Here is an 18,176-nt window from a genome sequence, read left to right as displayed (position 1 = left end):
GAGGGGGGTCGGGGGGTGGACGGCCGGTCCCATCCCCGCGCAGGGGACGGGACCGGCGGCTCGGGCTGGCGCTGCCGGCGGCTGCCGGGTGCGACTGTCTACTGCTGGTCGAGCTTGGGCTTGATGTCCCGGTCGATGATCTCCTGGGTCTCCTCCTCGAGGCGCGTGAAGACCTCGGTGACGTCAGCGCCGCCGGTGGTGATCTCGTCCAGGGCGCCACCGATCCGGGCCCCGCCGCCCTGTACGAGGACGCGGGCGGCATCCTGCGGCTGGGTGTTCTCGTTGAGCTGTTCGATGGCCGTCATCGCGTTCGGGTTCTCCTCCAGGAAGGCCACCTCATCCGGGTGCTCCAGGGCGGACTTGCGCACGGGCATGTACCCGGTGGCCTGGCTGAACTTCACGGTGTTGTCGGTGTTGGTGAGGAAGTCGATGAATCGCACGGCGTTGGCCTGGCGCTCCTCGGAGATCCCGGACGGGATCGCGAGACCCGCACCACCAGTGGCGGCACCCGGCGTGGGACCCGGCAGGTAGGCCGTGGTGAAGTCCATGGCCGCTGTCTCCTTGAGGCCCCCGAGGGAGCCGGTGGACTCGAGCAGGGCCCCGGCGGAGCCGACGCCGAAGGTGTTCACGGCGTCGTTGCTGATCTCGATATAGCCCTCCTGGACCATCTCCTGGAGGAACTCGCCGGCCTCGATCGACTCGGGCTGGGTGAAGGTGGCGGTCCAGTCCTCGGAGTAGGCCCCGCCGAAGGTCCAGATCATGCCCTGGAAGTACCAGTCGAGGTAGTTCGAGCCGTCCGGGATCACGAGCACCGGATCATCCCCGGTGACCTCCTTCAGCGCCGGGGCGGCCTCGGCGAAGTCCTGCCAGGTCTCGAAGCCCTCCGCCGGCAGACCGGCCTCCTCGAAGATCTGGTCATTGACGTACATCAGGTTGGTGGAGCGGGCGTAGGGCATGGCCCAGTGCTCATCGTTGAACTCGTAGTCGTCGCGCAGGGTGTCCACCAGGTCGTCGGACTCCACGTCCTGGGACTCCCAGAGCGGACCCATCTCGGCGAAGTTGTCGTTCAGCGCGAAGTTGAACCAGTTCACGTCCGAGGCCACCACCACGTCCGGGAGGTCGCCGCCGGCCAGGGCTGCGTTGAATTTCTGGGCCACCTCCTCGTAGTTCGCTCCGGCGTCCACGAGTTCCACCGGGGTGTCCGGGTTCTCCTCGTTCCATTCCGCGATGATCTCCTCCTCGATGTCCTTGGAGGAGCCCGGGTGGTTGGACCAGAAGACGATCTTCTCGGCGGAGCCGGTGTCCGCGGCCTCCGAGGTGGTGGCGCCGCCGGTGCCGGCACAGGCGGTCAGGGCGAGGGCGGCAATGCTCAAGGTGGCCGCGCCGGACATGAGGCGTCGGGTGGAGAGACGGGTCATCATGGGGATCCTTTGTTGGTGTTGGTGTTGGTGTTGGTGATGAGTGATGTCACTGATGTAGGGGACGGGAGATAGGGGATGGATGGTCTGGATCAGCCCTTCACCGCGCCAGCGGTGAGGCCCTTGATCATCTGCTTCTGCAGGATCAGGAAGACGATGAGTATGGGGATCATCGTGAGAATGGTGCCGGCCATGACCGGGCCCCAGTTGGTGCTGCCCTCGTTGTTCTGCAACAAGGTCAGGCCAACCGGGAGCGGGGCGACGGATGCCGTGTCCGCCATCAGGAAGGGCCACAGGTACTGGTTCCACTCCGTGACGATCGTGATGAGGGTGAATGCCACCACGGTGGGCCAGGACATCGGCAACAGGATCCGGAAGAGCAACCGGAAGGGCCCCGTGCCGTCGAGGTGCGCCGACTCCACGATCTCGCGGGGCAGGGAGGCGAAGTGGTTGCGCATCAGGAAGGTCCCGAAGGCCACTCCGGCCAGGGGGATGATGATGCCGGCAAAGGTGTTGCGCCAGTTGAGTTCGGCCACCAGCGCATAGTTCGAGATCACCGTCACCTGGTTGGGCACCATCAGGGAGGCGACCACGAAGAGGAAGACGATGCGGCGGCCAGGGTAGTGGAGGAACACCAGGGCGAAGGCGGTGATGATGCCCAGCACCACCTGGACCACGGTGAGGACGGTGGTGATCAGCAGGGAGTTCAGGAAGTACCGGATGAAGGGGACGTCGTCGATGACGGTGGCGTAGTTCTCCGCCGTGAACGGATCCGGGATCCACTGCACCGGCTCCGTGTAGATGTCCGGCCGCTCTTTGAGGGAGGTCAGCAGGATGAACGCGATGGGCACCAACACGATGGCCGCAATGACCACCATGGATGCGTATCCGAACAGGGTGCCGGGCGTGACGGAGGGCTTGGAGGCGAAGAGGGTGGAGCGGGCCATGTCTGGGTCCTCAGTCCTTCTGATCCTGGAAGCGCACCTGGATCACGGTGATGACCAGCAGGATGACGAACATGATGGTGGCCACGGTGGCGCCATAGCCGGCGCGGGAGTTGACGAAGGTCTCCTGGTAGATCTGATAGACCATGGTGGTGGTTCCGTTACCCATGGGTCCGCCGCGCGTCATCACGTTGATGATGTCGAAGACCTGGACCGAACTGAGCAGCACCGTGACGGACAGGAAGAAGGTCGTGGGCCTCAGCTGGGGCAGCACGATCCGGAAGAAGTGGCGGAACGGCCCGGTCCCGTCGATCTGGGCCGCCTCGTCCAGCTCGATCCTGCGTCCCTGCAGCGCGGCCAGGTAGATGACGAAGACATATCCCACGTTCTTCCAGATGTAGGTGCTGGTGACCATGAACAGCGCCCAGTCCGGATCCTGGTAGAAGTTCGGGCTGTCCAGGCCCACGCGCGCAAGCAGGTCCTGGATCATGCCGAAGCGGGGATCGAAGACGAACTGGAATGCCACTCCGATGGCGGCACCGGAGATGACGTACGGGGCGAAGACCAGGGAACGAACCAAGCCGCGGCCGCGGAGGTTCTGGTCCAGTACCAGGGCCATGACGAGGCCGATCACCATGGAACCGGCCACGGTGGCGACCGTGAAGACCAGGGTGATGCCCAGTATCTTCCACGAGTCCGGCCGCCCCGCCCACTCCACGTAGTTGTCGAAGCCGATGTACTGGGCTGTGGGGGAGGAGATGTTCCAGTTGGTGAAGGACAGCCGGATATTGTCCAGCAGCGGTCGGTAGGTGAACACCACCAGCAGGATGAGGTTCGGCGCCAGCAGCAACACGGCCAGCCAGAGGTCTCGGCGTTGCCATCGGCCGCGTCGAGGTGCCGCAGGAGTGCGGGAGGTCGACGGGATCGCCGGCGTGGCCACGGTCAGGGGGACCGCGCCGGGCACGGGGGCACCAGGGCGAACAACAGAAGGCATGCGCTGACCGTAGGGAGCCGCCGTAAACGATTTTGCGTTCCCGGGTGACGGGGTTGGGGGCCAAAGGTGAACAACAGGACTTGGGGACCTGGGCACATCCGGTCCCCGGCGTAGGCTGGGTCCATGAGTCTGGCGCAGAAGATCAACCGGCAGGTGGCCCCGTTCGAGGTCATCTCGGAGTACCAGCCCTCGGGCGACCAGCCGAAGGCGATCGCCGAGCTCGCCGAGCGGGTGCAGGCCGGAGAGAAGGACATCGTCCTGCTCGGCGCCACCGGTACCGGCAAGTCGGCCACCACGGCCTGGCTGGTCGAGAAGGTGCAGCGTCCCACGCTCATCATGGTGCAGAACAAGACGCTCGCGGCGCAGCTGGCCAACGAATTCCGGGAGCTGCTCCCGAACAACGCGGTCGAGTACTTCGTCTCCTACTACGACTACTACCAGCCGGAGGCGTACGTTCCGCAGTCGGACACCTTCATCGAGAAGGACTCCTCGATCAACGAGGAGGTCGAACGTCTGCGTCACTCCGCCACCAATGCCCTGCTGACCCGCCGTGACGTGGTGGTGGTCGCCACCGTGTCATGCATCTACGGCCTGGGTACCCCGGAGGAGTACATCGAGCAGATGGTCACCCTGCGCCGGGGCGCGGAGATGGACCGGGACACGCTGCTGCGCCAGTTCGTGGCCATGCAGTACGTGCGCAATGACCAGGACTTCCACCGCGGGACCTTCCGGGTCCGCGGGGACACGGTCGAGATCATCCCGATGTACGAGGAACTGGCCATCCGGATCGAGTTCTTCGGGGACGAGATCGAGGCCATCCAGACGCTCCACCCCCTGACCGGGCACGTGGTCCGCGAGGAGGAGGAGATGTACATCTTCCCGGCCTCGCACTACGTGGCCGGGGACGAGCGGATGCACCGGGCCATCGGCACCATCGAGGACGAGCTGCGGGACCGCCTGCAGGAGTTCGAGTCCCAGAACAAGCTGCTCGAGGCCCAGCGGCTGCGGATGCGCACCACCTATGACCTCGAGATGATGCAGGAGATGGGGTACTGCAACGGCATCGAGAACTACTCGCGGCACATCGACGGCCGCGACGCCGGTTCCGCCCCGCACTGCCTGATCGACTACTTCCCGGACGACTTCCTTCTGGTGGTGGACGAGTCCCACGTGACCATCCCGCAGATCGGGGCCATGTACGAGGGGGACATGTCCCGCAAGCGCACCCTGGTGGAGCACGGGTTCCGGTTGCCGTCCGCCATGGACAACCGGCCCCTGAAGTGGGACGAGTTCCTGGAACGCATCGGCCAGACCGTCTACCTCTCCGCCACGCCCGGCAAGTACGAGCTGCGCCAGGCCGACGGCGTGGTGGAGCAGATCATCCGGCCCACGGGGCTGGTGGACCCGGAGCTGGTGGTCAAACCGACCCAGGGCCAGATCGACGACCTGCTCGAGGAGATCCGCGTCCGCAGCGAACGTAACGAGCGGGTGCTGGTGACCACGCTGACCAAGCGCATGGCCGAGGATCTCACCGAGTACCTGCTCGAGCACGGGGTCAAGGTGGAGTACCTGCACTCGGACGTGGACACCCTGCGTCGCGTGGAGCTGCTGCGGGACCTGCGCAAGGGCGTCTTCGACGTCCTGGTGGGCATCAACCTACTGCGTGAAGGACTGGACCTGCCCGAGGTCTCCCTCGTGTCCATCCTGGATGCGGACAAGGAGGGCTTCCTGCGCTCCTCCACGTCACTGATTCAGACCATCGGCCGCGCGGCCCGCAACGTGGACGGACAGGTCCACATGTATGCCGACCGGATCACCGACTCCATGCGGCAGGCCATCGACGAGACCAACCGGCGCCGCGAGGTGCAGGAGGCCTACAACAGGGAACACGGCATCGACCCGACGCCGCTGCGCAAGAAGATCGCGGACATCACCGACCAGCTCGCCCGGGAGGACGCCGACTCCGCGGACTTCCTCGCCGGCATGGGCGGGGTCAAGAGCGGCTTCGACTACGGGATGGGCAAGCGTGGCTACACCGCCACGATCACCGACGAGCAACGTGCCGCAGCCGCCCACGCCACCGAGGGCGACTCGGCTGGTGGCTCCGGCGGTGCGGGTACCCCGGACTTCGCGAAGCTGCCGGCCAAGGACCTGTCCGAGTTGATCGAGCAGATGAGTGCACAGATGCACCAGGCGGCCGTGGACCTGCAGTTCGAGCTGGCCGCGCGCATCCGTGACGAGGTGTCTGAGCTGAAGAAGGAGCTGCGGCAGATGCAGCGCGAGGGCCACGCCTGACGGCCGCCACTCCTGACTACAGGCGTTGGCGGGGTACACTGGTCCACGGCGTAGGGGAGTATCCCTAACACTGCGATCGTCAACACGCTGGATCTGTCCACGGGGAGAGCCGGCCGGACGCAGTGGCCTGCCGGGACCGTAACCCATAGGGAGCGGCCCCTGGCAGGCGGAGAGACTTGCGGCACCCACCTGAATGTGTGCAACGTTTCCGACTCCCTTACTGGCGGGAGCGGGTCGCGCACCGCCCTCCTCACGGAAAGTGACCGCATGGTTATCAACGGCTGGACCTGGGCTATCACGATCGCTGTCATCGTGGCCCTGCTGCTCTTCGACTATTTCTTCCACGTGCGCAAAGCACACATCCCCACCATCAAGGAGTCGGCCCTCTGGTCGTCCATCTACGTGGGGATTGCCTTGGTGTTCGGCCTGGTGTTCTTCGCCTTGGGCGACTCCCAGCATGCCGTCGAGTATTACGCGGGCTACATCACCGAGAAGGCGCTGAGCGTCGACAACCTGTTCGTCTTCCTGGTCATCATGGCGTCGTTCAAGGTGCCCCGCGAGGACCAGCAGAAGGTCCTGCTGTTCGGCATCACCTTCGCGCTGATCTCCCGGACCGTCTTCATCTTCCTCGGCGCCGCCATCATCGAACTGTGGTCGGACGTGTTCTACCTGTTCGGCCTGGCCCTGCTGCTGATCGCCGGCGGCCAGCTGAAGGGCGCGCTGTCCAAGGACGAGGAGAAGGACGAGGCAGACAATGTGATGGTCCGCCTGGCCAAGCGCGTTATACCGGCCTCGGACAAGTACGACGGCGACAAGCTGTTCACGATCGAGAACGGCAAGAAGGTCATGACCCCGATGCTGTTGGTCATGGTGGCCATCGGTGCCACGGACGTCCTCTTCGCCTTCGACTCCATCCCGGCCATCTACGGCCTGACCCAGGAGCCGTACATCGTCTTCACTGCCGTCGCGTTCTCGCTGATGGGTCTGCGCCAGCTGTACTTCCTCATCGACGGCCTGCTGGACCGGCTCGTCTACCTCACCTACGGGCTGGTCGCGATCCTCGGCTTCATCGGCGTCAAGCTCATCCTGCACGCCCTGCACGAGAACAACCTGCCGTTCATCAACGGCGGAGAAAACGTCGCGGTCCAGGAGATCCCGACCACGACGTCCCTGCTCGTGATCGTGGTCATCCTGGTGATCACGGTGCTGGCCTCGCTGTACAGCCCGAAGGGCCGGGCGCTGATCGCCCTGCAGAACGCCGAGAAGTTCGCCTACCGGTACACGAAGCTGGACGAGTCGGCCTCCACGGAGGAGCGCCACGAGGCTGCCGAGAAGATGGACCGGTGGACCAGTGCGGCGGAGCAGGTCTCGCCGAAGTGGCGTGGCGAGCTCGTCGAGCACAAGGACAAGTACTCGCGGGTGATCCGGACCGCCCACGAGACGCGGCTGGCCGATGCCATGGCCGCCGGCCGTGAGGCCCCGGTGTCCCAGCACATCGTCGACCGGGAAGGCCCGACGATCTAGGTTTGCCCGTCCTGCCACCTTTCGCGGAAAGCTGTGGTCAATATCGAAGCCCCGGTCCGGAACAATCCGGGCCGGGGCTTTCGTGCGCCCTGAGCCAGTCAAGAGGCGCATGCCGGGAACCGCTGCCTATCGCCTAGGGGCCGGTCATCTCCAGCAGCCGGCGGAGGATGCCCGGACCGTCGTCCCCGATGCCGTCATGGTGGAACGCGTCCGTCTCCCAAACCGTCAGGCCCTGGACCCGGGAAGCCGTCTCCAGGGAGAGGTCCCGGTCCACGTAGACATCGTGGGTGTAGACGGCGGCGGCCGTCGGGACGGTGTTGGCGGCCAAGGCCTTCGGGTCGTACAGGGGGCCCCAGTCGGTGCGGCGCGCCAACTCCTCGGTCACGGACTGCAGTGGCCTGAGGGCGGGGTCCAGATCCGCATACCAGTCGAAGACCATCTCCCCGGTGAGCAGCGGGTGTGCGGTCCGATCCGGATCGAAGTCCGCGAGGTCGGAGAACGACCGCAGGACGCGTTGGGCGGCCCACGCCGTGGCCGTGGCGTCCTCCGGCGGTGGAGCCAGCTGTGCCGCCGGTGGCGATCCCGGCTGCGCGTGCGAGACCTGAGCCGGCTGGGCGTAGATGGACTCGTGCATCACCAGATAGAGCGGATTCGTGGCCCGGGAGACCTGCTGGTACAGGCCGTGGAGGAAGGTGTCGGTGAGGGTGTGCGTGAGGGCTTCGGTGAAGGTCCCCGCGGCGGACGGCACCCGTTCGAACGCCTCCTGGAGCAGGTAGTGAAGCTGGTCCATCCGGGTGTTGCCCCCGAGGAACATCCCCAGCATCTGGACGCGCCCCACCGTGACGGGCGACCCGTCCGGGAGTACCACCGACAGCGCGGCTCCCGTCTCGCCGGCACGAACGGCATCGTAGACGCGGCCCAGGATCTGACGGTCCTCTGGAAAACGCCCGAAGTACTCCTCGTTGCGCGCACGCATGCGTTGGTAGGTGGCGCGGTACACCCGGTCAGCGGGGCCGTCCAGCGGCGCGAGCCCTCCGGTGATGAGGGCCCGGGACATCCCCTCGGGGTGCCAGGACAGGTAGCTCAGGGCACAGAACCCGCCGAAGCTCTGCCCGAAGACCGTCCACGGCTCCGCACCGAGCATCAGCCGGATCAGCTCGGCATCCTGCACGATGGAGGGTGCCCGGAAGTGCACCAGGTAGTCCGCCTGCTCCTCGGGAGTGCCGATCAGGGGCAGTGTGTTGCGGTTGGCGGGGGTGGACAGGCCGGTGCCGCGCTGGTCCAGCATCAGGATCCGGAACCGCTGGGATGCCTCCTTCATCCACCCGCCCAGCTGGGCCTGGCGCACGCCCTTACCACCGGGCCCGCCCTGCAGGAACAACAGCCATGGCAGGCCGTCCTGTGCGCCGGCTGCCCCATCCTCTGCCGAACTGTCCAGGGGCGCTGCGCTGTCCGGGTCGGTGCCGGAGACGTACTCGCGGGCGTACACCCGGATCCGCGCCCCCTCCGGCCGGGCATGGTCCAGCGGCAACTCGAACCAGTGGTCGGTGATGCGGGTCCCGTCCAGCAGCCGAGCCTCCGCGCCGGCGCGGTGGGTACACACACCTGAGGCGAGCACCTCGGCCGGCCGCGCAAAGGTGCGGGGATCACCCGCGACGCCGGCTGTCACCGGTGGCCGTCCGAGGTGACTGGGTGGGCGCCGGCGGCGGCCTCCTCGAGTGCGGCGCCCGTGAGCCGGAACGTCGTCCACTCGTCCTGGGAGATGGCGCCGAGAGAGCGGTAGAAACCGATCGACGGCTCGTTCCAGTCCAAGACGGTCCATTCCAAACGCGCATAGCCGCGCTCGGCCGCGATCCCGGCCAGGTGCAACAGCAGTCTCTTGCCGTGCCCGCGTCCCCGCATGGCCGGGTCCACGTAGAGGTCTTCGAGCCAGATCCCGTGGGTGCCCTCCCACGTGGAGTAGCTCAGGAACCACAGCGCCATGCCCACCACGGTGGGGTCGGACGCCGGAAGCGTGTCCTCGATGACGTGGCAGAAGACCGCCGGCTGGTCGCCGAAGAGGCTCGCCTCCAGGGCGGACTCCGTGGTCTTCACGGCGTCCGGCTCCTTCTCATAGATCGCGAGGTCCCTGATGAGCCGGAGGATATGCGGGACGTCTGCTGGGACGGCCGGACGGACAGTGCCGGGAACGGTTCCGGGGATGGTGGCGCTCACGCGTCGGGTCTCCTTCTCACAGAGGTCAGGTCACGCTGTTGAGTTCACAGGTTCAGTTCAGCGGCTCAGCTCACCGGTGCAGCTCACACGGTCCAGCCGGGCTCTGGGGCACCCACGGACACCACGTGCACCACGGGGTGCGCGGCATCGTCCGAGGCGTCCAGGTCGACGAGGGCGTTGATGCCCCAGTCCAGGTGGCCCTCCGGGTCGACGAGGACCTGCCGGACCGTCCACCAACGGGAGCCGGAGACGCCGGCCGGGGCGCCGCCGTCGGGCCCTGGTTGGGGAGTGGTGTCCACGCGGAAGTACTGGGGCCCGCGGGCGGCGGGGCCGTCGTCGATGTCCTCGTAGTCCCCGAAGTAGCCGTCCAGGGCGTCCGCCCAGTCGTCGGCGGAGAACGCATCACCGGCGTCCTTGCCGAGCTCGGCGAGGGCGCCGTCCTGCTCATCGCCGAACAGCCGCACCCGGCGGAACAGGGCGTTGCGGACCATCACGGTGAAGACCGGCTTGTTGGCGGTGAGCCGTGGGGGCTCCGGCGGGGCCAACTGCTCGTGGTCCTTCTTCAACTCCTCGATGTCCCCGGCCAGCAGGTCCTCCCACTCCTCGATGAGCGAGGAGTCGGTCTGCTTGACGATCTCGTCCAGCCAGGCCACCAGGATGTCGAGTTCCTCGTCCCGGTCGTCCTGCGGGATGGTCTGCTTGAGCGCCTTGACGGCATCGGTCAGGTAGCGCAGCAGCACCCCCTCGGAGCGGGACAGCCCGTAGAAGTTCACGTAGTCACCGAAGCCCATGGCGCGTTCGTACATGTCCCGGACCACGGACTTCGGGGTCAGCTCGAAGTCATGGAGCCAGGGGGCTGAGGCGCTGTACAGCTCGAACTGCTGCTCGAGCAGTTCGGCCAGCGGCATCGGGTACGTGACCTCATCGAGGGCGTTCATGCGGTCCGTGTAGTCCATGCCCTCGGCCTTCATGGCCGCCACGGCCTCACCGCGGGCCTTCTTGACCTGGGCCGAGAGCACCTGCCGGGGAGGCTCGAGGGTCGACTCCACGATGGAGACCATGTCCAGGGCGTAGCCCGGGTCGGCCGGATCGAGCAGGTCGAAGGCGGCCAGGGCGAAGGGGGAGAGGGGCTGGTTGAGGGCGAAGTTCGGCTGCAGCTCGACGGTGAGGTCCACGGTGCGGCCCTCGGCGTCCGGCTCGGGCAGCTTCTCCACCACGCCGGTGGCCAGCAGCTCGCGGAAGATGCCCAAGGAGCGGCGCACGTGGGCGGCCTGCTTGGCCGGGGTCTCGTGGCTGTTGCGCAGCATCCGGCGGACCGCGACGACCGGATCACCCGGGCGGTCGAGGATGTTCAGCAGCATCGAGTGGCTGATGCGCATCTGGCTGGTCATGGCCTCGGGCTCGGCCGAGATGAGCTTCTCGAAGGTGGCCTTGCCCCAGGAGACGAAGCCCTTCGGCGGCGTCTTCTTCGGGGAGGACTTCGTGGACTGCTTCATGCGCTTGCTGCGCTCGGCCTCGTCCTTGATGTTCGCGAACTTGGCGGCCGCCTTCTGCTGGGCCTTGGCGTTCTCGATGACGTGCTCGGGGGCCTGTACCACCACGAGTCCCGAGGTGTCATAGCCGGCGCGGCCGGCCCGTCCGGCGATCTGGTGGAACTCGCGGGCGTGCAGGATGCGGGTGCGCTGACCGTCGTACTTGCTGAGGGCCGTGATGAGCACGGTGCGGATCGGCACGTTGATACCGACGCCGAGGGTGTCCGTGCCGCAGATGACCTTCAGGAGCCCCTCCTGGGCCAGGCGTTCCACGAGCCGGCGGTACTTGGGCAGCATCCCGGCATGGTGGACCCCGATGCCGGCCCGGACCAGCCGGTTGAGGGTCTTGCCGAAGCCGGAGGAGAACCTGAAGCCGGCGATCCGCTCCGCGATGGCGTCCTTCTCCTCGCGGGTCGCCACGGACACGGAGGACAGGGACTGCGCCCGTTCGACGGCGTCCAGCTGGGAGAAGTGGACCACGTAGACCGGTGCCTGACGGGTCTCCACCAGCTCCGCGACCTTGTCCTGCACCTGCTCCTCGGACCACTCATAGGACAGGGGGATGGGCCGCTCCGCGTGCGCGACGGTGGTGGTGGTCCGGCCCGTCCGTGCGGTCAGGTCCTCCTCGAACCGGGTGATGTCCCCGAGCGTGGCGCTCATCAGCAGGAACTGCGCCTGCGGCAGCTCTAGCAGGGGCACCTGCCACGCCCAACCGCGCTGGGGATCCGCGTAGAAGTGGAACTCGTCCATGACCACAGGCCCCACGTCCAGGCCGGACCCCTCCCGCAGGGCCTGGTTCGCGAGGATCTCGGCCGTGCAGCAGATGATCGGGGCATTCCCGTTGACGGAGGAGTCACCGGTCACCATGCCGACGTGGTCTGCGCCGAAGATCTCCACCAGGGCGAAGAACTTCTCCGAGACCAGGGCCTTGATCGGGGCCGTGTAGTAGGTCCGCTGGCCGGTGGCCAGTGCCTGGAAGTGGGCGGCGATGGCCACCATGGACTTACCGGAGCCGGTGGGGGTGGCCAGGATGACGTTGTTGCCCTGCACGAGTTCCATGACGGCCTCGTCCTGCGCGGGATACAGGGCGATGTCCCGGGACCGGGACCACTCGAGGAAGCCCTCGTACACGGCATCGGGGGAGAGGCGTTCCGGCGCGGTCGCGGGGCCGCCGGCGGGGGAGGGAATCAAGTCGGAGAGCAACATTACGTCCAGCTTACGTCTCGCCGGGGACGCGCTAGCGTGGGAGCATGCAGGAGTTCACCTGGGATCCCCAGCAGTACACCGTCTTCGCCGACCGCCGGGCCCGGCCGTTCCGCGACCTCACGGCGCGGGTCCGGGCCACCGACCCGAAGGTCGTGGTGGATCTGGGCTGTGGCCCCGGCAATATGACGCGGACCCTGGCCGAGCGCTGGCCCGGCGCCCGCGTGATCGGTCTGGACTCCTCAGCGGACATGGTGGCCTCCGCCCAGCAGTTGGCCGCGGAGTCGGGAGCGCCCGGCAACCTGGAGTTCGCCCAGGTGGATGCCGCGCGCTGGGCGCCGGACGACGAGGTGGACGTGATCGTGTCCAACGCCATGCTGCAGTGGATCCCCGATCATCGGCAGCTGGTGCGGGGGTGGCTCGAGGCCCTGAAGCCCGGAGCCTGGTTCGCCGTGCAGGTCCCCGGCAATTTCGCCGCCCCCTCGCATGCGACCATCGCGGAGATGTCCCGCCGCCCCGAGTTCGAGGACGCCCTGGAGGGCGTGGTGGCACGGGAGTCGGTCTACACCACGGACGAGTACCTGGAGACCCTGATCGGAGCGGGTTTCGAGGCGGACATCTGGGAGACCACCTACAGTCAGCCCCTCAGTGGACCCGATCCGGTGTACGACTGGGTCCGCGGCGCGGCCCTGCGTCCCTCGCTGCAGCGGCTGGAGGCCGCCGACCGGCGTGATGGCACCAATCTCCAGGAGCGGTACATCGAGGAGTACCGGCGGATCATGCGCGAGTCCTACCCGACCTACACCACGCCCGAGGGGGTGCGGCTGACGGACTACCCGTTCCGCCGCATCTTCATCGTCGGTGTGAAGAACGACCTCTCGCCCAGCATCTGAGCTGAACTCCGGGGGGTGACGTCAGGTCACCGCCGTCTCGGGCCTACCAGCCGCGTACGCGCCAGTCCCCGAGGTGAGGGCGTTCCGTGCCGAGGGTGGTCGCGTCGCCGTGGCCGGGATGGACGATCATGTCATCCGGATACTGCTCGAACAACCGCTCCACCACGTCAGTGAACAGCGAGTCGAAGCGGTCCGGGTCCTGCTGCGTGTTCCCCACGCCCCCGGGGAACAGGCTGTCGCCCGAGAAGCAGAGCGGCGGCCCGTCCTCCGGCTCGTAGACCAGCGCCACGGAGCCCGGGGTGTGCCCACGGAGCCCGACGACGGCCATCGAGATCCCGTCGAACGTCGCCGTATCGCCGTGGTTCAGCAGGACCTTCGCGGGCACGCCCGTCTCCCGCTCGATGGCGTCGGCATCGTCCACGCCGGCCGCGGTCGGAACCCCCGTGGCCTCCACGACCTCGGCCAGGGCCCGAATATGGTCCCAGTGCTGGTGGGTCGTGATGATCACGGCCAGCTTGAGCTCACAGGGGGTGTCGTCCTTCGCTGATTGCAGCAGCTCACCGACGGCGACGGCGTCGTCCGCGGCATCGATCAGCACCTGCGTCCCGGACGTCTTCGAGGTGAGGACGTACACGTTGTTCGCCATGTCGGAGACCGACCGCTGGCGGACCGTCACCCGGGGCAGATCGTGCAGCAACCGGATGGGGGAGGTGGATGAAGGCATGAGCAATAGTCTAAGGACGTTGACCGCCACCGGGGCAAGCCCAAACCGGGAGTCAAGTCTCGATCCCCGCAGCTCCGTCCCCTCTGGACCGCCTCGGGTCTTGGCGCGGATCGCCCCGCATCTCGGCGCTCCGCGCTCCGATAGGGTGTCTGGACACACAGGCACGGGACAGGGCTCGAAACACGGCACGGACCAGGCAGGGACACGGGGGGACACATGGCGGCACGGGGCGCATCAGGCCAACCGGAGGATCCATCGGCGGGCACACCGCCGGCGAAGTCCCCCGCCACTCCGGTCCCCGCGTGGCTGGTCAACGCCCTGTCCATCAATACCGGCTCCACCGTCCCGCCCTACGAACAGGTGCGGACCGGACTGCTCGACCTCATCCACCACAACCGGCTTCCGGTCGGCAGCAAGCTGCCCACGGTGCGCGCACTCGCCTCGGCTCTGGGCGTGGCCGCGAACACCGTGGCCCGCGCGTACAAGGAACTGGAACAGGCCGCCGTCGTGACCGCCCGGCCCCGGCTGGGGACCGTGGTGGCGCAGGGCAATGACACGGCGGAGTCCCAACTCGCCGCCGCGGCGGTCGTCTATGCCGAGGTCGCGCGTACCCTCGGCTACGGCCCGCGTGAGGCGACGCGGCAACTCGAGGCCGTCTTCCCGGCCTCCTGACGGAGAATTCGCTCAGGGCCGACGATTCGAAGAGGTGTTCGAAGCCTCTCTGCCATACAGTGGATTCCGTGCCGAAATCCCTCACGACTCCCGACTCCGATACGCTTTCCGCCACGTCCGCGTCCTCCACGTCCCGCAACTCCCGTGGTCTCGCCTCCGGCCCCGCAAGTGGGGCGCACCGCCATGATCCCGATCGGATCGTGGTCAAGGGCGCCCGCGAGCACAACCTGAAGAACGTGGACCTGGACATCCCGCGCGATGCGCTGGTCGTCTTCACCGGGCTCTCCGGCTCGGGCAAGTCCTCCCTCGCCTTCGACACGATCTTCGCGGAGGGCCAGCGCCGCTACGTGGAATCGCTGTCCTCCTATGCGCGCATGTTCCTCGGCCGGGTGGACAAGCCCTCCGTGGACTTCATCGAGGGTCTGTCCCCGGCAGTCTCGATCGACCAGAAGTCCACGAACCGCAACCCGCGCTCCACGGTCGGGACCATCACCGAGGTCTACGACTACATGCGCCTGCTGTGGGCACGTATCGGCATCCCGCACTGCCCCGAGTGCGGCGAGCCGGCCAGCAGGCAGTCGCCACAGCAGATCGTGGATCAGCTCAGCGAGCTGCCCGCCAAGACCCGTTTTCAGGTGCTCGCCCCCGTGGCCCGGGGACGCAAGGGCGAATTCGTGGACGTCTTCACCGACCTCGCCACCCAGGGCTTCTCCCGGGCGATCGTGGACGGTGAAGTCATCCAGCTGTCCGACCCACCGAAGCTGAAGAAGCAGGTCAAGCACACCATCGCCGTGGTGGTGGACCGCCTGGCCATGAAGGACGGCATCCGCCAGCGGCTCACCGACTCGGTGGAGACCGCCCTGAACCTGGCGGACGGCCTCGTGGTCATCGACTTCGTGGACGTGGACGCCGCCGTGGACCCGGCCAAGGCCAACGCGGGCGAGTGGGATGCCTTCGATGCGGAGGGGACGCCCAAGTTCCGCTCGTTCTCGGAGAAGCTGTCCTGCCCCAACGGCCACCAGCTGACCATCGACGAGATCGAGCCCCGCTCGTTCTCCTTCAACAATCCCTTCGGCGCGTGCACGGTCTGCACCGGTATCGGCACCAAGCTGGAGGTGGACGAGGACCTCGTGGTCCCGGACCAGGACAAGACCCTCCTGGAGGGGGCCATCGCCCCCTGGTCGATCGGCAAGTCGACGTCTGAGTACTGGCAGCGGCTGCTCTCCGGCCTGGCCAGCGAGGTCGGCTTCGGCATGGACGTGCCCTGGAAGGACCTGCCGGCCGCTGCCCGCAAGGCCGTCCTGCACGGCAAGGACTTCAAGGTCGAGGTGTCCTACCGGAACCGCTTCGGCCGCGAACGCCGGTACACCACCGGCTTCGAGGGGGTCATCGACTACATCCACCGTAAGCACCTCGAGACCGAGTCGGACCATGCCCGGGACCGCTACGAGTCCTACATGCGGGAGATCCCCTGTGCGGCGTGCAACGGCACCCGCCTGAATCCGACCTCACTGTCCGTGACCGTCGGCGGGAAGTCCATCTCCGAGACCACGGTCCTGCCGATGCAGGACGCCATCGACTTCTTCGAGCAGCTGGAGCTGTCCGAGCGGGACGTGCAGATCGCGGACCAGGTCCTCAAGGAGATCCTGGCCCGCCTGCACTTCATGCTGGACGTGGGCCTCAACTACCTGAACCTGGAGCGGCCGGCCGGAACGCTGTCCGGCGGCGAGGCCCAGCGCATCCGCCTGGCCACCCAGATCGGTTCCGGGCTCGTCGGGGTGCTCTACGTCCTGGACGAGCCGTCCATCGGCCTGCACCAGCGGGACAACCGGCGGCTGATCGAGACGCTGCTGCGGCTCCGGGACCTCGGCAACACCCTGATCGTGGTGGAGCATGACGAGGACACGATCGCTGAGGCCGACTGGATCGTGGACATCGGCCCCCGGGCCGGTGAGCACGGCGGCGAGGTGGTCCACTCCGGCTCCCTCGAGGGCCTGAAGGCGAACGAACGCTCGCTGACCGGTGACTACCTGGCCGGGCGACGCGAGATCGCCCTGCCGGAGCAGCGCCGCCCCCTGGACAAGAACCGGAAGATCACCGTGGTCGGGGCGCGGGAGAACAACCTGCAGGACGTCACCATCGACTTCCCGCTCGGTGTGCTGACCGCCGTGACCGGCGTGTCCGGCTCCGGGAAGTCCACGCTCGTGAACGAGATCCTGTACAAGGTCCTCGCCAACCAGCTCAACCACGCCAAGCACGTCCCGGGCCGGCACAAACGGGTCAACGGGTTGGACCAGCTGGACAAGGTCGTGCACGTGGACCAGAGTCCGATCGGCCGCACTCCGCGCTCCAACCCCGCCACATACACCGGCGTGTTCGACACGATCCGGAAGCTCTTCGCGGACACCCAGGAGGCCAAGGTCCGCGGCTACCAGCCCGGACGCTTCTCCTTCAACATCAAGGGCGGCCGCTGCGAGGCGTGCTCCGGTGACGGCACCCTGAAGATCGAGATGAACTTCCTGCCGGACGTCTACGTCCCCTGCGAGGTCTGCCACGGCGCCAGGTACAACCGGGAGACCCTCGAAGTGCACTACAAGGGCAAGAACATCGCCGAGGTGCTCCAGATGCCGATCGACGAGGCGGCGGACTTCTTCTCCGCCTACACCAAGATCTCGCGCTACCTCAACACCCTGGTGGACGTCGGGCTCGGGTACGTCAAACTGGGTCAGCCCGCCACCACCCTCTCCGGCGGCGAGGCACAGCGCGTCAAGCTCGCGGCGGAGCTCCAGAAGCGCTCGAACGGCCGGACCATCTACGTGCTGGACGAGCCCACCACCGGCCTGCACTTCGAGGACATCCGCAAGCTGCTGGGCGTGCTGCAGTCCCTCGTGGAGAAGGGCAACACGGTGATCACGATCGAGCACAACCTGGACGTCATCAAATCGGCCGACCATGTGATCGACCTCGGCCCGGAGGGCGGGTCCGGAGGCGGCAGCATCGTCGCCACCGGGACCCCGGAGCAGGTCGCCCGGAACGCGGCCAGCCACACCGGCCAGTTCCTCGCGGAGATCCTGTGACCGCTCCCGTCACCGCGATCCTGTTCGACCTGGACGGAACCCTGGTGGACCCCGCGGGGGCCATCACCGGGGGCATCGCCACCGCCCTGGAGCGCCACGGCCTTCCCGTGCCGAGCCCGGACCGGCTCGCGTCCCTCGTGGGGCCGCCGTTGCAGGAGAGCCTGGCCTCCCTCGAGGGCGTCACGGCGGAGAACATGCCCTCGGTGATCCGCGACTACCGGGCCGGCTACCTGAGCCACGGGATGGCGGCCAGCACCGTCTACCCCGGTGTCCGCGACGCCCTCGAAGACCTGGAGGCAGACCACCGGCTGGTCGTCGCCACCTCCAAGCCCCGCTCACTCGCGCGCCAGCTGTTGCGCGTCCAGGGCCTGGACCACCTCTTCGCGGCGGTCTGCGGGTCGAACGACGACGAGACCGCGCCGCTGCCGCCGCACGGCACCAAGGTGCAGGCGATGGCCGAGGCGCTGGCCGCCGTCGGGCATCCGGAGCGGGCCGTGATGGTGGGGGACCGGCACTTCGACCTGGCCGGTGCCACCCACCACGGGATCCCGGGGGTCGGAGTGCTCTGGGGCTTCGGCAGCCGGCACGAGCTGGAGGGAGCCGGGGCCACGGTCCTGTGTGAGGACGCGGGTGACCTGCCCGCGCACTGCCGAGCACTGCTGACCGCGGCCCGGACCTGACCCGGG

13 protein-coding genes are annotated in these 18,176 nt (G+C 67.4%); 6 read left to right on the top strand and 7 right to left on the bottom strand.

Features of this window, described 5'->3' with window-relative positions:
* Nucleotides 1–98: 98 nt before the first annotated feature.
* The 3 genes from ACFFIO_RS00150 to ACFFIO_RS00140 form a co-directional block, all read right to left on the bottom strand.
* Nucleotides 99–1,421: an ABC transporter substrate-binding protein gene (locus ACFFIO_RS00150; protein WP_378039712.1), complete on the bottom strand. Its 1,323-nt coding sequence runs from the start codon at nt 1,419–1,421 to the stop codon at nt 99–101.
* 89 nt (nt 1,422–1,510) lie between these two features.
* Entirely contained in the window at nt 1,511–2,365 is an 855-nt protein-coding gene (locus ACFFIO_RS00145) for a carbohydrate ABC transporter permease (RefSeq protein ID WP_378039711.1), read from the bottom strand.
* A 10-nt stretch (nt 2,366–2,375) separates the two neighbouring features.
* Complete coding sequence (locus ACFFIO_RS00140) at nt 2,376–3,356, bottom strand: carbohydrate ABC transporter permease (protein WP_378039710.1); 981 nt, start codon at nt 3,354–3,356, stop codon at nt 2,376–2,378.
* A gap of 123 nt (nt 3,357–3,479) precedes the next feature.
* Between ACFFIO_RS00140 and uvrB the strand changes: the two genes are divergently transcribed.
* Both uvrB and ACFFIO_RS00130 read left to right on the top strand, forming a co-directional pair.
* Nucleotides 3,480–5,651: an excinuclease ABC subunit UvrB gene (gene uvrB, locus ACFFIO_RS00135; RefSeq protein ID WP_378039709.1), complete on the top strand. Its 2,172-nt coding sequence runs from the start codon at nt 3,480–3,482 to the stop codon at nt 5,649–5,651.
* Nucleotides 5,652–5,918: 267 nt separating this feature from the next.
* Nucleotides 5,919–7,175: a TerC family protein gene (locus ACFFIO_RS00130; protein ID WP_378039708.1), complete on the top strand. Its 1,257-nt coding sequence runs from the start codon at nt 5,919–5,921 to the stop codon at nt 7,173–7,175.
* A gap of 133 nt (nt 7,176–7,308) precedes the next feature.
* Here ACFFIO_RS00130 and ACFFIO_RS00125 read toward each other — a convergent pair whose 3' ends face one another.
* The 3 genes from ACFFIO_RS00125 to ACFFIO_RS00115 form a co-directional block, all read right to left on the bottom strand.
* Nucleotides 7,309–8,778, bottom strand: coding sequence for an alpha/beta fold hydrolase (locus tag ACFFIO_RS00125; RefSeq protein ID WP_378039707.1), 1,470 nt, complete (start codon nt 8,776–8,778; stop codon nt 7,309–7,311).
* Between the two features lie 62 nt (nt 8,779–8,840).
* The gene (locus ACFFIO_RS00120; protein ID WP_378039706.1) at nt 8,841–9,389 is read right to left on the bottom strand and encodes a GNAT family N-acetyltransferase; all 549 of its coding nucleotides are present in this window, start codon (nt 9,387–9,389) and stop codon (nt 8,841–8,843) included.
* Between the two features lie 83 nt (nt 9,390–9,472).
* Nucleotides 9,473–12,127, bottom strand: coding sequence for a DEAD/DEAH box helicase (locus ACFFIO_RS00115; RefSeq protein WP_378039705.1), 2,655 nt, complete (start codon nt 12,125–12,127; stop codon nt 9,473–9,475).
* A 44-nt stretch (nt 12,128–12,171) separates the two neighbouring features.
* On the opposite strand from ACFFIO_RS00115, the gene ACFFIO_RS00110 reads away from it, so the two are divergent.
* On the top strand, nt 12,172–13,017 hold the full coding sequence (locus tag ACFFIO_RS00110; RefSeq protein ID WP_378039704.1) for a methyltransferase domain-containing protein: 846 nt from the start codon (nt 12,172–12,174) through the stop codon (nt 13,015–13,017).
* 43 nt (nt 13,018–13,060) lie between these two features.
* Here the strand turns inward: ACFFIO_RS00110 and ACFFIO_RS00105 are convergent, their stop codons facing one another.
* Nucleotides 13,061–13,741, bottom strand: coding sequence for an MBL fold metallo-hydrolase (locus ACFFIO_RS00105; protein WP_378039703.1), 681 nt, complete (start codon nt 13,739–13,741; stop codon nt 13,061–13,063).
* Between the two features lie 216 nt (nt 13,742–13,957).
* Between ACFFIO_RS00105 and ACFFIO_RS00100 the strand changes: the two genes are divergently transcribed.
* From ACFFIO_RS00100 to ACFFIO_RS00090, 3 genes are all read left to right on the top strand, one after another.
* Nucleotides 13,958–14,413, top strand: coding sequence for a GntR family transcriptional regulator (locus ACFFIO_RS00100; protein WP_378039702.1), 456 nt, complete (start codon nt 13,958–13,960; stop codon nt 14,411–14,413).
* 68 nt (nt 14,414–14,481) lie between these two features.
* Complete coding sequence (uvrA, locus tag ACFFIO_RS00095; protein ID WP_378039701.1) at nt 14,482–17,490, top strand: excinuclease ABC subunit UvrA; 3,009 nt, start codon at nt 14,482–14,484, stop codon at nt 17,488–17,490.
* The gene (locus tag ACFFIO_RS00090; protein ID WP_378039700.1) at nt 17,487–18,170 is read left to right on the top strand and encodes an HAD hydrolase-like protein; all 684 of its coding nucleotides are present in this window, start codon (nt 17,487–17,489) and stop codon (nt 18,168–18,170) included. Before uvrA ends, ACFFIO_RS00090 begins: the two co-directional genes overlap by 4 nt.
* The last annotated feature ends 6 nt before the right edge of the window (nt 18,171–18,176 follow it).

Origin of the sequence: Citricoccus parietis, from assembly GCF_042433045.1 — a bacterium.
Lineage (GTDB): Bacteria > Actinomycetota > Actinomycetes > Actinomycetales > Micrococcaceae > Citricoccus > Citricoccus parietis.
This window is presented reverse-complemented; position numbering and strand designations above follow the sequence as displayed.